Below are 16,291 nucleotides of genomic sequence, written 5' to 3'. Positions count from 1 at the left end.
TTAACGCTTCAAGAATAAAAAAATGAGGGAATAATTTTGGCAGGAAGTAGCTTACTGACCTTACTCGATGATATCGCCACGCTGTTGGATGACATCTCGATGATGGGCAAACTGGCCGCGAAGAAAACCGCTGGTGTACTGGGGGATGACCTGTCGCTTAACGCGCAGCAGGTGACGGGGGTAAGAGCAAACCGCGAGTTGCCGGTGGTCTGGAGCGTTGCGAAAGGCTCGCTGGTTAACAAAGTGATCCTGGTGCCGCTGGCGCTGCTCATCAGCGCCTTTATTCCCTGGGCGATTACGCCGTTGTTGATGATTGGCGGCGCCTTCCTCTGTTTTGAGGGCGTGGAGAAAGTCCTGCACACCTTCGAATCGCGAAAACACAAAGAAGATCCGGCTGAGCGACAGCGGCGGCTGGAAGCGCTGGCGGCGCAGGATCCGCTGGCGTTTGAGAAAGATAAAATCAAAGGCGCAGTGCGAACCGACTTTATTCTTTCAGCAGAGATCGTGGCGATTACGCTCGGGATTGTGGCCGAGGCGCCGTTGCTCAACCAGGTGCTGGTTTTGTCAGGCATCGCGCTGGTGGTGACCATTGGCGTTTATGGCCTGGTTGGTCTCATCGTTAAGCTGGATGATATGGGGTACTGGCTGGCAGAAAAAACCAGCGTGCTGGCGCAGACATTAGGGAAAGGGCTGCTGGTTGTCGCGCCGTGGCTGATGAAATCACTGTCGGTGGTGGGTACGCTGGCCATGTTCCTGGTGGGCGGGGGAATTGTGGTACACGGTATTGTGCCGTTGCATCATGCCATTGAACAGTTTGCCCAGCAGCAAAATGCTGTGGTGGCGTTGATTTTACCGACGCTGCTGAATCTGGTATTGGGGTTTATCATCGGTGCCATCGTTGTGCTGCTGGTGAAAGCCGTTGCCAGAATGCGCGGGGTTGCGCACTAAAAGTCTTCCTCAGAATGAGGCAAAACCGGACATCCTCGTCTAAGGTGAAAACGTTCACTGGATACAGGAGGTAACATGGTTTTTTTGGTCAGTGAGGAAGTGACTGTGAAAGAGGGCGGTCCGCGTATGATTGTCACCGGCTATTCCAGCGGTATGGTGGAGTGTCGGTGGTATGATGGGTTTGGCGTCAAGCGAGAGGCATTCCATGAGTATGAACTCGTCGCTGGCGCTACCTGTAGACGGTGTGATGAAGCCTGATGACAAAACGCCCGGCGGATGTCGGGCGTTTTCTTAAAAAATGCGTGACGGCAACAATACGTAACGTACTGCGTTATGCCAGGATTAGGAAAGCAACAGCGAGTAGGGAGTGGGCAGAGTGCCGCACGAAGCAACGATGGAAAACGGGGGCTGGCTGAAAACGTTGGCGCGGCGACTCGGCCCTGGCCACGTCGTGAATCTCTGCTTTCTGATTGTCATGTTTTTTTCGACTCTTCTGACCTGGCGGGAAGTGGTCGTCCTGGAAGACGCCTATATCTCCAGCCAGCGTAATCATCTGGAAAATGTCGCCAACTCGCTCGACAAGCAGTTGCAATTCAATGTGGATAAGCTGCTGTTTCTGCGTGACGGGATGCATGAGGCGCTGATCACCCCGCTGGGGTTTTCGGTCTTAAGAGATGCGGTTACCCATTTTGAGCAGTTGCGTCATTCACGCGTCTGGCAGCTTGAGCTGGATAAGCGACGGACGCTGCCGCTGAATGGCGTTTCTGATGCGTTTGTAAGTCAAACTCAGTTGCTCTCGCGTGACGATCAATCGCTGAATAATGAGCTGACCGCCGCGCTGGAAGTCGGCTATTTGTTGCGTTTAGCGATCATCCGTACATCGATGTCGCAACAGGCGATGTATGTCTCGCGCGCGGGCTTTTACGTCTCCACGTTACCGACATCGCTGTCCAGCGATATTACTACCCGATATTACCACTACGTGATCCAACCCTGGTTTACCGAGCAGTCGCAGCGAAAAAACCGCATGCGCGGCGTACGCTGGTTCACCACGCCGTCACCCGATCTCTCTTACGAGCAGCAGCGCGTGACCGTTAGCGTACCGCTGGATTATCACTTTTACTGGCTTGGCGTGCTGGCGATGACCATCCCCGTGTCGGCAGTCGAACGGTTTATGGATGAAGCCATCGATAAGGACGTGGAGGGGGTGTATCAACTCTATGACAGCAAACTGAAGCTGCTGGCCGGTTCCTCGGCGGAATTGAGAAACGCGAACACCTTTGATGAGCGCGAACTGGCGATGCTCGCGCACGATATCGAACAGGATACCGTAGGCGGTTTGCGCATGGGGAGCCGCTACATCAGTTGGCAACGTCTGGATCATTTCGATGGCGTACTGGTGCGGGTACATACCTTAAGCGAAGGGGTACACGGCGATTTCGGCAGCATCAGTATTGCGCTGGCGTTACTGTGGGCGCTGTTCACCGCGATGCTGATCATCTCCTGGGTGGTCATCCGTCAAATGGTCAGCAATATGTTTGTGCTGCAAAGTTCACTCCAGTGGCAGGCCTGGCACGATACGCTGACCCGCTTGTATAACCGCGGCGCGCTCTTTGAAAAAGCTAAGCACTTGACTCAGCGTTGCCGAACGCAAAAACAACCGCTGTCGGTTATTCAGATCGATCTGGACCACTTCAAAAGTATTAATGATCGCTTTGGTCATCAGGCCGGGGATCGGGTGTTAACGCATGCCGCAGGCTTAATCAGCCGGACGTTGCGTACTTATGATGTTGCAGGGCGAGTCGGCGGGGAGGAGTTCTGTGTGGTCCTGCCGGAAACGTCTCTGGCGCAGGCGGAGCAGATAGCTGAGCGCATCCGCCTGCGGCTGAATGAGAAAGAGATTCTGGTGGCGAAAAGCGCCACGTTGTGGATTAGCGCCTCACTCGGGGTGAGCAGCACCCAGGAGACCGGAGACTATGATTTTGAGCAGCTCCAGTCACTGGCGGACCGTAGACTCTACCTGGCAAAACAGGCAGGCCGTAACCGGGTCTGTGTCTCGGATAAAGGCTAAGGCGTGGCGAAAAAATGGGTCATGCCTTCGTCCCAGCCTTCCGGCCCCTCTCGCTGCGTGCGGTAAACCTGCACGGTGCTGTCGGGGCGTAAAATTACCCCTTCGCGACTTAAGCCTTTCACGATGACGGCGTAATCCATCGCCTCCAGCAGTGGCGCGTCATTCGGGCCATCACCCAGTCCGACGGTGACCGGACGTCGCTTCCACTGGCGCTGATAGAGATCAATCAGCCCGTTTGCAGCCTGATCTTTTCCAGCGCTGGCATCCAGGACATGCCAGAATCGCGCGCCCTGAACAAACTGTAATCCCAGGTCGTTTAGCTGTCGGGTGAAGTCGGCCATTCGATCATCGCTGTCGCGCCAGATCAGCGTGACTGAAGCTTCATGCAGGCGCGTTAAGCTGGCCTGGGCATGTGTCAGGCCAGTCCACTCGGCGATGGTGGATTCATCGACATCATCAAACGTCGTAAATTTAAACGAGGATCGGGTACGAAGTTTGTTAATCACGGCGCTAATTTCAGCATGTGAAGCACCGGCTATCTGTCGCGGGAAGTCAGGATGCGTCTGCCAACGGCTGTCCAGTTCAACCACGGCGCCATTCTCAGCAATCAGCGGCAATCCCTGTAAGCCGAGTAACTTCTGGATGTGCAGCATTTCCGCCGCCGTTTTGCTGCTGCACAGGATCAGCGGAATATTTTTCTCACGCAGTCGGGCGAGCCAGGCGGCGGCAGGCTGCCAGTCATAAGTGTGACTGTCCAGCAGCGTGCCATCCAGATCGGTAAAAATCAGCAATGGAGCGTCGAGTGAAAGCATGTTTATTCCTGTCACGTGGGTTGCCGTATTCTGGATAAATCCTAAAAACAGGGTGTTTGGCCTGAAGGGGAAATGGGATCGATCCCGTCATCAGGCGCGCTGGCAGCCGGTCCGTTCCAACCATTAGAAGGATTAATCATTTGTCTGAAAAATATTTGCTTGTCATACAAAAAAATTGCGGATAAGGTTTAGCGTACATCAGATTTCCTGGTGTAACGAATTTTCAAGTGCTTCTTGCATAAGCAAGTTTCATCCCGACCCGTCAGGGTCGGGATTTTTTTCGCTGCAGCTCATCGATTAATTTCCGTCACGCTAAAATCATGGATGTCGAGCTCAAATGCCTCGGCCAATTCATGCCATGTATGATACTCACGGCCATCCACACTGACTCTGTCCGGGTCGTTTCCGCTACGATGGATCTCACTCTCGCTGATTTCATTAATCGCCGCCAGCAACGCGTCAACATCGACGCTGACTTCACGTTTTGCGGTATCGCTGTACTCTTTCGCGGTCTTCATTTCAACCTCGTCATTCACCGTGCCACAGACTAAGTATAGACCGTTGAGAAAACCCGCAATCGAACCGCTCAGACGCTGTCAGTCAGCGGTTTTTGTTCTACACTGGCACAAAGCCACAGGAGGATAATGATGAAGGTGAATGATCGGGTCACAGTCAAAACGGACGGCGGTTCTCGTCGTCCTGGCGTGGTACTGGCAGTGGAAGAGTTTAGTGAAGGCACAATGTACCTGGTTTCGCTGGAAGACTACCCGCTCGGCATCTGGTTCTTTAATGAGTCAGGGCATCAGGATGGTATCTTTGTGGAGAAGGCAGAGTAGGATTGCGACAGCCGATGTAAACCCGGCTGGTGGGACATCCACCAGTCGGGACGTCTCATCGCATGTTAACAAAGATACCGTTGGTCACGTTATCGGTTAGTCTGACGACATGATAGATAACCTGTTTGTTATGCGTCTTTATCTTTCGTTTTATATTCCCCTTATGGGATGACACCGTTTTTGCCTTGATATTCATTTGATCCGAAATTTGAATTGTTCCCTGGCCTTCCATCCACATGCGCAGCATGCTGGACTCAGTACGACTTAATGATAACGTCGGTAAATTTATTACACTGGCGGAATCCGTCTCTTTTTTCAGAATATCGCCAAGGAGATCGTCCAGGGATTCTGGCTTTATTGACTTTGAACTGATCAATAAGTTTTTTCTGACTAACAGATATTCATCAAAATGCACATTGGCAATTGCCATAAAAACAATAAATAACGTATTGGGATGTTGATTAATGATTTGCTTTATATGCTGACTGTTGGCTGGGTCATGGATAAAACAGTCTTCATTAATAAACACCACAGAAGGTTGGTGTGTATCACAAGCGATGTCGAGTTCGTCAACGGTCTCGATGTCGTTGATTTCCCTTTTTTTCACCCCTCTGCTTACCAGATACCCGGTCAAACCTAGCCGGGTGTAACTGCATAGATCCATAATAATCGTTGACATGGCTTACCCTCACTCAATGCGTAACGATAATTCCCCTTGCCCGAATATCTCACACAACTTAACGGAACCGAATGCTTCACCTAATGAGACGCGTTTGCGGTTTTCAGGCGGACTTACTATCCCGTAAAGTTACGTATAATTTGCCTGGAATTGTCTTAAAGTAAAGTAAATGTTGCGTTATGTGAGTGAGATAAAAACAAATAAAGCGCGTGAGAGTTATCCTGGTAGATGTTTTTACTGAATGACTTTAGGATAATCCTTAGAATAACAAGATAAACATTATGGACTATTATTAACGGGCAATTCACTAACAATATCAGCTAATAAATTGAAAATTTCGCTAAATAGGTGTTCACAAAACGGCGCAATCAACGGCATTAATGCCGCGATTAACGCGATGCCCACGGTCAGGGTAAGCGGAAAACCAATCACAAATACGGATAATTGCGGTGCCATACGATTTAGTAATCCCAGTGCCAGGTTCAGCGTTAGCAGCATGGTGATGACCGGCAGCGCCAGCATCAACCCGTTGAGGAAGATCAGGCTGCCCGCTCTGGCCAGCGCCAGAAACGCGTTGCTGTTCACCGGATTACCGCCAATGGGCAGGGTGTGGAACGTGTCGACCAACAGCGAAATCAGCCACAGATGACCGTCAAAGGTCAGGAACAGCAGCATCGCCAGCATATCAATGATTCTGGCAAGCACCGGCATATTCAGATGGCTTGCCGGATCGACAAAGGTGGCAAAGGAAAGCCCCATCTGCAGACCGATAATCTCACCCGCTGTACGCACCGCCGCAAAGGCAAACTGCATGGTAAAGCCGAGCGCGATGCCGATCAGAATTTGCTGCATCGCCAGCCATAGCGCATTAAACGAAAAAATCGGCACGTCGTTAGGCGGCAACGAAGGGGCAATGACGAGGGTAATGATGATCCCCAACCCCAGTTTCACCCGTTTGGGGACGGCACGTTCACTGAGGATCGGAGCGGTAGTAATCAGCGCCAGTACGCGCAGCAGCGGCCAGAAATAGAGGCTCAGCCACTGCAGCCATTGATCGCTGGTTACCTGCAACATCCGTCGTCTTACCCGATGATGTATGGCAGGTTGGTGAACAGCGTGCGCACGTAATCCAGCAGCAAATTCAGCATCCACGGACCGGCCACGATAATCGCCGTAAACACCGCCACGATTTTCGGGATAAACGACAGTGTCATTTCGTTAATCTGTGTGGCGGCCTGTAAAATACTGATGATAAGCCCCGTCACCAGCGCGACCAGCAGCAGGGGGGCGGCAAGCGCCAGGGCAACTTTCATGGCCTCGGTGCCAATCATCATGACCGATTCGGGTGTCATTTTTCGCCTCTAACTGTAGAAACTTTGTGCAAGCGAACCCACCAGCAGTTGCCAGCCATCAACCAGCACGAACAACATCAGTTTGAACGGGAGGGCAATGGTTGCCGGGGGAACCATCATCATCCCCAGCGCCATCAGCACGCTGGCGATCACCAGGTCGATAATCAGGAAAGGAATGAAAATCGTAAAGCCGATCTGGAACGCGGTTTTCAGCTCGCTGGTCACATAGGCGGGAAGCAAAATGCGCATCGGTACCGCTTCTGGCCCCTGAAGCGGACCGCTGTTTGCCAGACGGGCGAACAGGGCCAGATCGGCTTCGCGGGTCTGGCGCAGCATAAATTCACGTAGCGGCTGTGCGCCTTTGTCCAGCGCTTCCTGCATCGAGATTTTCTCTTCGCTGAACGGTTGATAGGCCTCAACATAAATCTTGTCGATGACCGGCGACATGATGAAAAAGGTCAGGAACAGCGCCAGTCCCAGCAGCACCTGGTTTGGCGGTGCGGACGGTGTACCGAGCGCATTACGCAACAGACCGAAGACGATGATGATGCGGGTGAAGCTGGTCATCATCAGCAAAATAGCCGGAATAAAGGTCAGCGAGGTGATGAAGACCAGCGTCTGTACGGGGAGCGACCAGCTTTGTCCACCGCCGGGCAGCGGTTGGCTCACCAGTCCAGGAAGTTGCGCCAGTGCGGCGGGGCTGATTAGCCATAGACCGGTCAGCGTAAGGGATAACAAACGGCGCATCAGGATCTCCCGGAACGCTTAAGCAAACTCTTCATCATGGCCTGAAAATCGGCAGGAGCAGACGGCGTCTCTTCTGGCACGACAGGGGCTGGGGGGAGGGTATGCAGCACATTGATGGTTGACGCCGTGACGCCAAGCACCAGCCGTGCATCCTCAACATCCACAATCACCACCCGCTCGCGCGGACCCAATGAGGTACTGGCGGAGACTTTCAGGCTGCGCGTACTGCCGCCTTTCGGCGCAAAACCCAGGCGCTTGATTACCCAGGCGGCTACCAGGATCAACAGGATGATCCCCAACAGCGCGCCGCTTACCTGCATCAAAGGCGAGCCCGGTACGGCAGAAGGCTGTTGAACGGTGGCCTGGGTTTTCATGATTAACGACTCAGACGACGCATACGCTCGGACGGGGTGATGATGTCGGTAATGCGTACACCGTATTTATCGGCCACGACCACCACTTCACCCTGGGCGATCAGATAGCCGTTGATCAGGATATCCAGCGGTTCACCCGCCAGGCCGTCCAGCGCCACCACGGAACCCTGCGTCAGACGCAGCAGCTCCTTAATGGTCATCCGCGTGCGGCCCAATTCAACGGTCAGTTTGACCGGAATATCCATGATTAGATCGATATCCTGTAGCGTGCCGCTGACATCGCCACCGCCAAGCTGCTGGAAAACGGCGTCGGCCGCACTTTTGCTGGTCGTGGTTTTTTGCTCGTTTAACGCGTCAGCCCACAGATCGTCCAATGCGCCAGTGTTCTCATCAGACGGATTATTCATGTCACTCATTTGGGCTGTTCCTCATTCAGTGAATTCAAAATCGGGTTAATCAAATGTTCCACGCGTAACGCATACTGGCCGTTAACCGTGCCGTATTGGCTGGTCAGTACAGGTACACCGTCCACATGAGCAATAATGCGGTCTGGTTTTTCTATTGGCAGCACATCGCCGGGTTGCAGTTTTAATATCTGAGAAAGGCGCAGCGGAATATCGGCAAAGTTCGCTACCAGCTCCAGCTCGGAGTGTTGAACCTGACGCACCAGATTGTCGCGCCAGTTCTGATCTTCATTGCGGGAGTTTTCCAGCGGCGGGTTCACCAGCAGTTCGCGCAGCGGTTCAATCATGCTGAACGGCAAACAGATGTTGAACTCACCGGTCAGGTTGCCAATCTCGACATGGAAAGGGGTATTGACCACGATATCGTTCGGTGACGTGGTGATGTTGGTAAACTTCACCTGCATTTCAGAACGCACGTATTCCACTTCCAGCGGATTGATCGCCTTCCAGGCGTCGCTATAACCTTCCAGCGCCAGTTTCAGCATGCGGTTGATGACGCGCTGTTCGGTGTGGGTAAACTCGCGGCCTTCCACTTTCGTCGGGAAGCGGCCATCACCGCCAAACAGGTTGTCGACGGCGATAAACACCAGGCTCGGCGAGAACACTACCAGACCCGTACCGCGCAGCGGCTTCAGGTGGATCAGGTTCAGGTTGGTCGGTACCGGCAGGTTACGAGCAAACTCGTGATACGGCTGAATGCGGATCGCGCCGACGGTGATATCCGGACTACGACGCAACAGGTTAAACAACCCCATCCGGAACTGACGGGCAAAACGTTCGTTGATGATCTCCAGCGCCTGCAGACGCTCGCGCACTACGCGACGCTGGGTATTGGGATCGTACGGGCGAATTTCGCTGTCGCCCGCGATACCCGGAGTCGGCTCGTCTTTCGTGTCGCTGTCGCCATTCAACAGCGCATCGATTTCAGCCTGAGAAAGAATACTGTCGCCCATGTCTTTACCGCAGAATGAAAGCTGTATACAGCACGTCGGTGACGTCCTGTTTGGGTTGTCCGGCAACGAGCGGAGGGGAAAGCGTCTCTTTAATCGCCGCGATCAATTTTTGCTTACCTTCTTCGGTAGACAGTGCGTTGGCGTCCTGACGAGAGAACAGCAATAGCAGACGGCTACGGACTTCTGGCAAATATTCGTTCAGGCGCGTGCGCGTGGCTTCATCCTTCAGACGCAGCGTCACGCCGATATACAGAACGCGATCCGCATCGCCCAGATTGACGGTAAACGTATCCAGGGCGAAGAACACCGGTGCAGGCGGCGGCGGTGGTTCATTGGCCGCCGGAGTGGGATGCTGCTGCATACGCCAGTAGCTATAGCCTGCGGTGGCGCAAGCGGCAAGGGTAATGATTACCAGCAGCGGGATCCAAATTGAGCGTTTGCTCTTTTTGCTAATCGCGGAATCAGTCATCTGATACGGGCTTCCTGTTTCGGTACAGCTTATCGGCTGATTATCCCGTGTCCTGACCACGACAAAGCGTGGAAAAGACGCGGATAATCGTGCTACCTCTGGCGTTAGGCGAAGATATCGACGGCGCCATTACCGCGTGCGGCGGACTGGAGCGAAGCGGGAACCGCCAGCTCGCTCTCGTCATCAACCATGAGCCGATCCTGTCCCTGCGTGCGAGCCGTCTGCTGCTGTTGGGATGAGGCGTGCTGCTGGTCGGCGAAACTCTCGCTGCTAATGCTGCTTTGTCCCAGTTGAATGCCACTTTCCGCCAGTTGCGTGCGCAGCGTCGGCAGGGCGGCTTCCAGCGCCGCGCGAACGTGACTATGGGCTGAGACCATCTGCAATTGTGCCTGGTTATCATCAAGTTTAAGCGAGATTTGTACCTGACCCAGATCTTCCGGATGCAGACGCAGTTCCGCGCTCTGCTGACCCTGACGGGTAAACAGCGTGATGTGTTGACTCAGGGATTGCTGCCACTCATGGCTACCCAACGGTGCGCTCAGAACCGGTGCGGCGCTGGTGGGCAGCGGCTGTGAGGCGGAATGCGGGGTTGTGGTCATCGCGATGCCTGGCGTCACAGGTGAAGGCGTACTGTCGATCTCCGCGTTGACGGCAGCGGCAGCCACCACAGGCGTAGTGACCGGCTGACCTTTAGCGCTTTCCGCAGCGATCACCGGCGTGGCATTGTCCATTTTGTTTTTTTTCGCATCGTCATGGGTCAACGGACTGGTCGCGGCCTGCGCGAGCGAACGGGGATCGGTGCTCAACGTGGTGCTCAGCACACGCCCTTTTTCACCGGTAGTTACCGGCGGTGTCGTCATTCCCGGTTGACCCGGCAGCATGGCGAAAAGGGCGCTGAGGTTGGCGAGATCGTCATCGCTGAGAGCCGTGGCACCTTCATCTTTCTGCGCGGACTGGCGCAGGGCCGCGAGCGCACTGCTCTTTTGTGTGGGCGTCAGGGCGGACAGCAGGGCCTGCGCATCGCTCAGTCCTTTTTGCAACTCTTCAGACTGTCCTTCTTTGGCCGCTAACAGGTCGGCCAGTTTCACGGTCTGCGAAGCGTCACCGTCCTGTGCCAGCAGGCCTTTTTGCAGTTTGCCGCTGGCGGCCTGTAAATCGGCTAACGTCAGCGGCGCGTCTTTACTCTGTGCGTCGCCTGCGCCTAATGCGCCTGCCAGCAGGGTCAGAAAATCCTGGGCGGAATCCGTCGCCTTACCGGACGACAAGCCGGTAATAAGGTCAGTGTCCGTGGTGACCCGTTGGGGTAAAGTGATCATTCTGGTTTCCTCATTGCTGCACGCTGCGCAAATTCATCCATTTTTTTCTGATCCAGGCGGTTTTCAGCCAGTAAGGCCGCCGCGTTCTGTCTGTCTTGTAAGGTTTGCCAGGCCTGAAGCCGTTGTTTTTTTTCACGCCAGCTGTTCAGCGCCATATCTACTTTTTGCGTCCACTGCGTTAACTGCTGGCGGTGTTGTTCCACCGCTTTTTCCAGGGTCTGAATAAATTGCTGATAGTTAATCCAGCGATTACTGGCAATCCCCTGACTCATATCGTTGTTGAGGTTGCTGCGATATTCATTCTGGTAGTCAAGCAGCATCGTGAGCTGTTCTTCCGCCTGCTGAAAACCGCGGCGCATTTCACCTAACAGCAGCGCCGCGTCATCCACCTCTTTTTCGGCGAGATCTTTGAGTGTTGCCAGTGCACCATGTTCAGCCATGACCATTACCCTCTTGCTTCATCACACCGTCGGGAAAATCAGATCGAGCGCCGACAGAGAATCCTCCCAGTCAGCGCGTTCGAAAATACCTTGCTGCAAAAACGCCTCCAGTTGTGGCCACAGCGCGATGGCTTTATCGAGCATCGGATCGCTGCCTTTGGCATAGGCGCCGACGCTGACGAGATCGCGGTTGCGCTGGAAGCTCGATAGCAACTGCTTGAAGTGACGCACTTTGGCGTAGTGTTGTTCCGTTATCAGCGCCGTCATCGCACGGCTGATCGATGCTTCAATGTCGATAGCGGGGTAGTGTCCGGCCTCCGCCAGACGTCGCGACAGCACAATGTGACCATCAAGGATGGCTCGCGCCGAGTCGGCAATCGGGTCCTGCTGATCGTCGCCTTCGGTCAGTACCGTATAAAAGGCGGTGATGGAACCGCCGCCGTGGATCCCGTTACCTGCGCGTTCAACCAGCGCCGGAAGTTTGGCGAAGACCGACGGCGGATAGCCTTTGGTGGCCGGTGGTTCACCGATCGCCAGCGCGATTTCACGCTGGGCCATGGCATAACGGGTCAGGGAATCCATGATCAGCAGCACGTGCTGACCGCGATCGCGGAAATCCTCGGCGATACGGGTGGCATAAGCGGCACCCTGCATGCGCAGTAAGGGCGACACGTCCGCCGGCGCGGCGATCACGACCGAACGCGCGCGTCCGTCGGCACCGAGAATGTTTTCGATGAAATCCTTCACTTCGCGGCCACGTTCGCCAATCAGTCCAACGACGATGACGTCGGCGCGGGTATAGCGCGCCATCATGCCAAGCAGCACGCTTTTCCCGACGCCGGAACCGGCGAACAGCCCCATACGCTGGCCGCGACCGACGGTTAACAGGGCGTTGATCGGGCGCACGCCGGTATCCAGCACATGCTCAATCGGCGTACGCTGCAACGGGTTAAACGGCTGGGTAATCAGCGCTCCGGTTTCCGTGGTGTCGGGGGAGGGAAGGCCGTCAAGCGGTTTGCCGCTGCCGTCGAGCACGCGACCTAACAGCGCCGGACCCAGCGGCAACTGTTTACCGCTTTGCAACCCTTCACCGGCGATGTTTTTGGCGTAGACACGCGCGCCGGGCAGAATGCCTTCGACCTCTTCGAGCGGCATCAGAAACAGGCGCTGACCGTTAAAGCCCACCACTTCACTTTCCACTTCGCGGGTTTCCGTTCCGTCCTGGCGTTCAATCACGCAGGTCGCGCCGAGCGGCAACTGCAACCCGGTGGCCTCCAGAACCAGGCCGGTGGCGCGGGTCAGTCGTCCGTAACGACGAACGGCCGGAAGCTGCGCCATTTTGGCTTCGAAATTATCCAGCGTCGTCAACCAGCGAGTCAGGCGTGAGGTCATCAGATCACTCCCGGCGCGGCCAGACGACACAGTTCTTGCCAGCGGGTCGCCACGCTGGCGTCGAGATCGCCTTCATCCGCAGAAACTTTGCAGCCGCCATGGTGCAGGGTCGGATCGCCACGCAAACGCCAGCCGTGCAGGCTGAGGGTGGCACCGAGCATCTCTTCAACGCGCTGTAAATCATCCGGATGGACGCGCAGCTGCGGTTTGCCGCTGAACAGGGGCTCCTGTTGTAAGAGCTGTTGGATCTGCTTGATTAAGGCGGAATTATCCACCGCGGGCGTCTGACCAATGACCTGACGCGCGGCTTCCAGCGCCATCTGCATCAGACGCGAAGCGATCACGCTGTCCAGCGCGTCCAGCGTGTGCTGGAATTCGCTGACCAGTTGTTGCATCCGCGCATGAAGCGGGGCCTGCTGGGTGCGCGCCTGCACCTGGCCCTGTTCAAGCCCTTGTGCCAACCCTTCCTGATAGCCTTGTTCATGACCGGACTTCCGTCCTTCCGCCAGTCCCGCGTTGTAACCTTGCTCGTGGGCCTGAATTTTCAGCTGGGCTAACTGTTGCTCAAGCTGTTGTTCCGCACTGATCTCGGGTTCGTCCTCTTCAGACACGGGGTCATCGTCGTGCTCCATGGGCACAAATTCAGCCAGCGGCGGCGCGAGATCGTCCGGGGTCCAGATTTTCCACGGCAGCTCGTTAGACATAAGTATCCTCGCCGCTGCCAATCATCATCTCGCCGGTCTCGGCCAGACGACGCACAATCAACAGAATGGCCTTCTGTTCGTTTTCCACTTGCGACAAACGCACCGGGCCACGGTTGGCGAGGTCGTCGCGCAGGATATCTGCCGCACGTTGCGACATATTGCGCAGGAACTTCTCGCGCAGCGGCTGTTCCGCGCCTTTCAGGGCGATCAGCAGCGACTCGGAATCCACTTCCTGTAGTAAACGCTGGATGCTGCGGTCGTCCACATCGACCAGGTTTTCGAACAGGAACATCTCGTCGATAATTTTTTGTGCCAGCTCGCCGTCGAATTCGCGCACAGCGGTAATAACCGCTTCTTCTTGCTGCGTTTTCATCAGGTTGATAATTTCTGCCGCCGTTCTCACGCCGCCCATTTTGCTGCGCTTGAGGTTCTGACCGTCGAGCAGGCCGTTGAGCACTTCGGTCAGTTCCGCCAGCGCGGCAGGCTGTACGCCGCCGAAGGTGGCGATACGCAGCATGACATCGTGACGCAGACGTTCGTCGAACAGCGCCAGGATATCCGCCGCCTGACCGCGTTTGAGGTGCACGAGGATGGTGGCGATAATCTGCGGGTGTTCGTCGCGGATAAGGTCGGCGGCGCTTTGCGGCTCCATAAAGTTGAGCGTTTCAATGCCGCTGGCGGTATCACGGGTTTCAAGAATATCTTCCAGCAGGCTGGAGGCTCGCTCTTCGCCCAGCGCCTTCACCAGTACCGAACGCAGATATTCGTTGGCATTGATGTTCAGGGCGGCGAACTGCTCGGCTTCCTGCTCAAACTCCGCCAGCACGTCGGTCAGCTGTTTGTTGGAGATCTGGCGGACGTTCGCCATAGCGGCGCTCAGGGTCTGCACTTCGCGCTGGGAGAGGTGTTTGAACACTTCCGCCGCGCGATCTTCGCCAATGGTCATCAACAGGATGACGCTTTTATCGGTACCGGAAAGAGCATTACTCATGATCGTTATTCATCCACTGGCGAATGACCAGCGCCACGACGCGCGGATCGTTATCTGACATTTCGCGAATGCGCTGGCTCATCACTTCGGCGCCCAGGCGCTGATTTGCACGACGCTGCTGAGTCTGCTCATCTTTACTGAGGCGAACCTCAACGGCTTCTTCGGTCTCCTGACGGAGTTGCTCGCGTTCCTGCGCGGCTTTCGCCTCTTCAGCGCGACGGGTCAACTGCGGACGAATCGCTTTGCGCCACAGGATCCATGCCACCAACAGCACCAGCAACCAACGTCCGGCCGAGATCAACTGTTCGATAAACAACGGCTGTTTCCAGAACGGCAGTTCGCCAGCGTTGTCATCGGTAGCGCTGAACGGTGAGTTGACCACGTTCAGGGTATCGCCGCGCTTGTCCGAGAAGCCCATTGCTTCACGGGTCAAATCTTCAATCTGCTTCATTTGATCGGCAGTGAGCGGCAGCGGTTTGCCATCCGGCAACGTTTTGTAGTTCACGACCACGGCGACGGAGAGTCGCTGTATATCGCCAACGTTCATTTTTGTGTGGCGAATGGTGCGGTCAACTTCATAGTTGCTGGTTTCGTTGCGTTGGGTATTACGTGGACCAGCACTGGCACTGGTGGCCGTCTGCTGCTGCGCGTTCTGTCCATTTTGTGCATTCTGCGCATTTTGCTGATTCGCGGGCGGCGTGGTGATCGGCGCCGTATTGGCTGGGGCAGGCTGGTTGGACAGCGCACCCGGTACGCCACCGGGCAGACCGGAGCCAATTTGCTCGCTTTCATTCAGTTGACGCGAACGCAGCACGGCCTGAGAGGCATCGCCGTTTGGCCGATACTGTTCTTCTGTCTGCTCTTTATTGGCGAAATCCAGCTGCGCGGTGACCTGCGCGTGGACATTCCCGTTACCGACAATCGGTGACAGGATCGATTCGATACGGCGCTGGACACGGCCTTCCACGTCGCTGGCGTATTTCAGCTGTGCGTCGTTCAGATCGCGACTGCTGGTATTCGACTGCGTGAGCAGATGACCAGCCTGATCGACCAGCGTTACATTGCCCGGCGGCAGACCGGCTACCGCGCTGGAAACCAGATGGACGACCGCAGTGATTTGGCCTTCATCCAGCGCACGCCCCGGTTCCAGATTGACGGTCACCGAGGCTGAAGGGGATTTCTGTTCACGCACGAACAGAGACGGCTTGGGCATTGCCAGATGTACGCGGGCGCGCTTAACCGGGCCAAGGGTTTCGATGGTGCGTGCCAGTTCGCCTTCCAGCGCACGCTGGTAGTTAACCTGCTCGCTAAACTGGCTGATGCCGAACTTTTCCTGATCCAACAGCTCAAAGCCCACCGCCCCCCCTTTCGGCAGTCCTTGTTGGGCAAGACGCAGGCGCAGTTCATGGACTTTGTCGGCGGGAACTTCAATCGCGCCACTGCCTTCCGAGAAGCGGTACGGGATGTTCATCTGGGTCAACTGGGTGACGATCGCGCCGCCATCCTGATCGGATAAATTGCTGAATAACGTACGATAATCAGGCGCTTTAGCCCACAACACCATCGCCACAATAATGGCGACGGCCGCAGAGCCTGCAACAATCAGAGGAATTTTGGGATTCGCACGCAGGCGATTAAGCCACTCGAGAGGTTTAGATTGGGTTGCAGCCGATGCAGTCGCGTTCATCTCGCACCTCGTGACTGCTCGTGGACGGCTTTATTTGCAAAGTGGAACAAGACTCA

The 16,291-nt window shown here is 55.4% G+C and carries 20 protein-coding genes; 4 read left to right on the top strand and 16 right to left on the bottom strand.

Annotation, left to right across the window (positions count from 1 at the left end):
- Nucleotides 1-30: 30 nt before the first annotated feature.
- The 3 genes from ACQ0PY_RS14245 to dgcQ all read left to right on the top strand — a co-directional run bounded on the left by ACQ0PY_RS14245 (nucleotide 31) and on the right by dgcQ (nucleotide 3,019).
- Nucleotides 31-948: a DUF808 domain-containing protein gene (locus ACQ0PY_RS14245; RefSeq protein ID WP_109740343.1), complete on the top strand. Its 918-nt coding sequence runs from the start codon at nucleotides 31-33 to the stop codon at nucleotides 946-948.
- A gap of 75 nt (nucleotides 949-1,023) precedes the next feature.
- Nucleotides 1,024-1,206 carry a YodC family protein gene (locus ACQ0PY_RS14240; protein WP_043000278.1) on the top strand — a complete coding sequence of 61 codons (183 nt, stop codon included), beginning with the start codon at nucleotides 1,024-1,026 and terminating at the stop codon, nucleotides 1,204-1,206.
- Nucleotides 1,207-1,324: 118 nt separating this feature from the next.
- Complete coding sequence (gene dgcQ, locus ACQ0PY_RS14235; protein ID WP_109740342.1) at nucleotides 1,325-3,019, top strand: cellulose biosynthesis regulator diguanylate cyclase DgcQ; 1,695 nt, start codon at nucleotides 1,325-1,327, stop codon at nucleotides 3,017-3,019.
- On the opposite strand, the gene ACQ0PY_RS14230 is transcribed toward dgcQ, so the two are convergent.
- Both ACQ0PY_RS14230 and yodD read right to left on the bottom strand, forming a co-directional pair.
- Nucleotides 3,016-3,831, bottom strand: a complete 816-nt coding sequence (locus ACQ0PY_RS14230) for a mannosyl-3-phosphoglycerate phosphatase-related protein (protein WP_044266928.1) — start codon at nucleotides 3,829-3,831, stop codon at nucleotides 3,016-3,018. The two genes, dgcQ and ACQ0PY_RS14230, sit on opposite strands and share 4 nt — an antisense overlap.
- Nucleotides 3,832-4,121: 290 nt before the next feature.
- The gene (gene yodD, locus ACQ0PY_RS14225; protein WP_042318260.1) at nucleotides 4,122-4,349 is read right to left on the bottom strand and encodes a YodD family peroxide/acid resistance protein; all 228 of its coding nucleotides are present in this window, start codon (nucleotides 4,347-4,349) and stop codon (nucleotides 4,122-4,124) included.
- 129 nt (nucleotides 4,350-4,478) lie between these two features.
- Here yodD and dsrB point away from each other — a divergent pair, with 129 nt between their 5' ends.
- Nucleotides 4,479-4,667 carry a protein DsrB gene (gene dsrB / locus ACQ0PY_RS14220; protein WP_042318262.1) on the top strand — a complete coding sequence of 63 codons (189 nt, stop codon included), beginning with the start codon at nucleotides 4,479-4,481 and terminating at the stop codon, nucleotides 4,665-4,667.
- 55 nt (nucleotides 4,668-4,722) lie between these two features.
- Here the strand turns inward: dsrB and rcsA are convergent, their stop codons facing one another.
- From rcsA to fliF, 14 genes are all read right to left on the bottom strand, one after another.
- Entirely contained in the window at nucleotides 4,723-5,346 is a 624-nt protein-coding gene (gene rcsA / locus ACQ0PY_RS14215) for a transcriptional regulator RcsA (protein WP_043000281.1), read from the bottom strand.
- 279 nt (nucleotides 5,347-5,625) lie between these two features.
- Nucleotides 5,626-6,420: a flagellar biosynthetic protein FliR gene (fliR, locus tag ACQ0PY_RS14210; RefSeq protein ID WP_043000282.1), complete on the bottom strand. Its 795-nt coding sequence runs from the start codon at nucleotides 6,418-6,420 to the stop codon at nucleotides 5,626-5,628.
- 8 nt (nucleotides 6,421-6,428) lie between these two features.
- On the bottom strand, nucleotides 6,429-6,698 hold the full coding sequence (gene fliQ / locus ACQ0PY_RS14205; protein ID WP_044257593.1) for a flagellar biosynthesis protein FliQ: 270 nt from the start codon (nucleotides 6,696-6,698) through the stop codon (nucleotides 6,429-6,431).
- Between the two features lie 9 nt (nucleotides 6,699-6,707).
- Nucleotides 6,708-7,445 (bottom strand): flagellar type III secretion system pore protein FliP, encoded by a 738-nt coding sequence (gene fliP / locus ACQ0PY_RS14200; protein WP_043000284.1) that lies wholly within the window; start codon nucleotides 7,443-7,445, stop codon nucleotides 6,708-6,710.
- Nucleotides 7,445-7,822, bottom strand: a complete 378-nt coding sequence (gene fliO, locus ACQ0PY_RS14195; RefSeq protein WP_080721833.1) for a flagellar biosynthetic protein FliO — start codon at nucleotides 7,820-7,822, stop codon at nucleotides 7,445-7,447. Before fliO ends, fliP begins: the two co-directional genes overlap by 1 nt.
- Complete coding sequence (gene fliN / locus ACQ0PY_RS14190; RefSeq protein ID WP_042318274.1) at nucleotides 7,822-8,235, bottom strand: flagellar motor switch protein FliN; 414 nt, start codon at nucleotides 8,233-8,235, stop codon at nucleotides 7,822-7,824. Before fliN ends, fliO begins: the two co-directional genes overlap by 1 nt.
- Complete coding sequence (gene fliM / locus ACQ0PY_RS14185) at nucleotides 8,232-9,236, bottom strand: flagellar motor switch protein FliM (protein WP_104446666.1); 1,005 nt, start codon at nucleotides 9,234-9,236, stop codon at nucleotides 8,232-8,234. Before fliM ends, fliN begins: the two co-directional genes overlap by 4 nt.
- 4 nt (nucleotides 9,237-9,240) lie before the next feature.
- Entirely contained in the window at nucleotides 9,241-9,705 is a 465-nt protein-coding gene (gene fliL / locus ACQ0PY_RS14180; protein ID WP_043000286.1) for a flagellar basal body-associated protein FliL, read from the bottom strand.
- A 104-nt stretch (nucleotides 9,706-9,809) separates the two neighbouring features.
- Nucleotides 9,810-11,021, bottom strand: coding sequence for a flagellar hook length control protein FliK (gene fliK, locus ACQ0PY_RS14175; protein WP_109740341.1), 1,212 nt, complete (start codon nucleotides 11,019-11,021; stop codon nucleotides 9,810-9,812).
- Nucleotides 11,018-11,461 (bottom strand): flagellar export protein FliJ, encoded by a 444-nt coding sequence (fliJ, locus tag ACQ0PY_RS14170; protein WP_043001895.1) that lies wholly within the window; start codon nucleotides 11,459-11,461, stop codon nucleotides 11,018-11,020. The genes fliK and fliJ overlap by 4 nt, the downstream gene beginning before the upstream one ends.
- 21 nt (nucleotides 11,462-11,482) lie before the next feature.
- Nucleotides 11,483-12,853 carry a flagellar protein export ATPase FliI gene (gene fliI / locus ACQ0PY_RS14165; RefSeq protein ID WP_043000288.1) on the bottom strand — a complete coding sequence of 457 codons (1,371 nt, stop codon included), beginning with the start codon at nucleotides 12,851-12,853 and terminating at the stop codon, nucleotides 11,483-11,485.
- Nucleotides 12,853-13,557 (bottom strand): flagellar assembly protein FliH, encoded by a 705-nt coding sequence (gene fliH, locus ACQ0PY_RS14160; protein ID WP_043000289.1) that lies wholly within the window; start codon nucleotides 13,555-13,557, stop codon nucleotides 12,853-12,855. The genes fliI and fliH overlap by 1 nt, the downstream gene beginning before the upstream one ends.
- Complete coding sequence (gene fliG, locus ACQ0PY_RS14155) at nucleotides 13,550-14,548, bottom strand: flagellar motor switch protein FliG (protein WP_042318283.1); 999 nt, start codon at nucleotides 14,546-14,548, stop codon at nucleotides 13,550-13,552. Before fliG ends, fliH begins: the two co-directional genes overlap by 8 nt.
- Complete coding sequence (fliF, locus tag ACQ0PY_RS14150) at nucleotides 14,541-16,235, bottom strand: flagellar basal-body MS-ring/collar protein FliF (protein ID WP_043000290.1); 1,695 nt, start codon at nucleotides 16,233-16,235, stop codon at nucleotides 14,541-14,543. Before fliF ends, fliG begins: the two co-directional genes overlap by 8 nt.
- Nucleotides 16,236-16,291 lie beyond the last annotated feature (56 nt).

It is taken from the genome of Citrobacter sp. LST-B2, assembly GCF_057983045.1.
This window is presented reverse-complemented; position numbering and strand designations above follow the sequence as displayed.

Bases quoted from the DNA above. Each gene is read 5' to 3' on its own strand.
- fliK (WP_109740341.1), bottom strand. From the start codon at position 11,021: ATGATCACTTTACCCCAACGGGTCACCACGGACACTGACCTTATTACC.
- fliH (WP_043000289.1), bottom strand. From the start codon at position 13,557: ATGTCTAACGAGCTGCCGTGGAAAATCTGGACCCCGGACGATCTCGCG.
- dsrB (WP_042318262.1), top strand. From the start codon at position 4,479: ATGAAGGTGAATGATCGGGTCACAGTCAAAACGGACGGCGGTTCTCGT.
- fliR (WP_043000282.1), bottom strand. From the start codon at position 6,420: ATGTTGCAGGTAACCAGCGATCAATGGCTGCAGTGGCTGAGCCTCTAT.
- fliM (WP_104446666.1), bottom strand. From the start codon at position 9,236: ATGGGCGACAGTATTCTTTCTCAGGCTGAAATCGATGCGCTGTTGAAT.
- fliN (WP_042318274.1), bottom strand. From the start codon at position 8,235: ATGAGTGACATGAATAATCCGTCTGATGAGAACACTGGCGCATTGGAC.
- fliF (WP_043000290.1), bottom strand. From the start codon at position 16,235: ATGAACGCGACTGCATCGGCTGCAACCCAATCTAAACCTCTCGAGTGG.
- rcsA (WP_043000281.1), bottom strand. From the start codon at position 5,346: ATGTCAACGATTATTATGGATCTATGCAGTTACACCCGGCTAGGTTTG.
- fliI (WP_043000288.1), bottom strand. From the start codon at position 12,853: ATGACCTCACGCCTGACTCGCTGGTTGACGACGCTGGATAATTTCGAA.
- ACQ0PY_RS14240 (WP_043000278.1), top strand. From the start codon at position 1,024: ATGGTTTTTTTGGTCAGTGAGGAAGTGACTGTGAAAGAGGGCGGTCCG.
- yodD (WP_042318260.1), bottom strand. From the start codon at position 4,349: ATGAAGACCGCGAAAGAGTACAGCGATACCGCAAAACGTGAAGTCAGC.
- ACQ0PY_RS14230 (WP_044266928.1), bottom strand. From the start codon at position 3,831: ATGCTTTCACTCGACGCTCCATTGCTGATTTTTACCGATCTGGATGGC.
- fliQ (WP_044257593.1), bottom strand. From the start codon at position 6,698: ATGACACCCGAATCGGTCATGATGATTGGCACCGAGGCCATGAAAGTT.
- fliL (WP_043000286.1), bottom strand. From the start codon at position 9,705: ATGACTGATTCCGCGATTAGCAAAAAGAGCAAACGCTCAATTTGGATC.
- fliJ (WP_043001895.1), bottom strand. From the start codon at position 11,461: ATGGCTGAACATGGTGCACTGGCAACACTCAAAGATCTCGCCGAAAAA.
- fliP (WP_043000284.1), bottom strand. From the start codon at position 7,445: ATGCGCCGTTTGTTATCCCTTACGCTGACCGGTCTATGGCTAATCAGC.
- fliG (WP_042318283.1), bottom strand. From the start codon at position 14,548: ATGAGTAATGCTCTTTCCGGTACCGATAAAAGCGTCATCCTGTTGATG.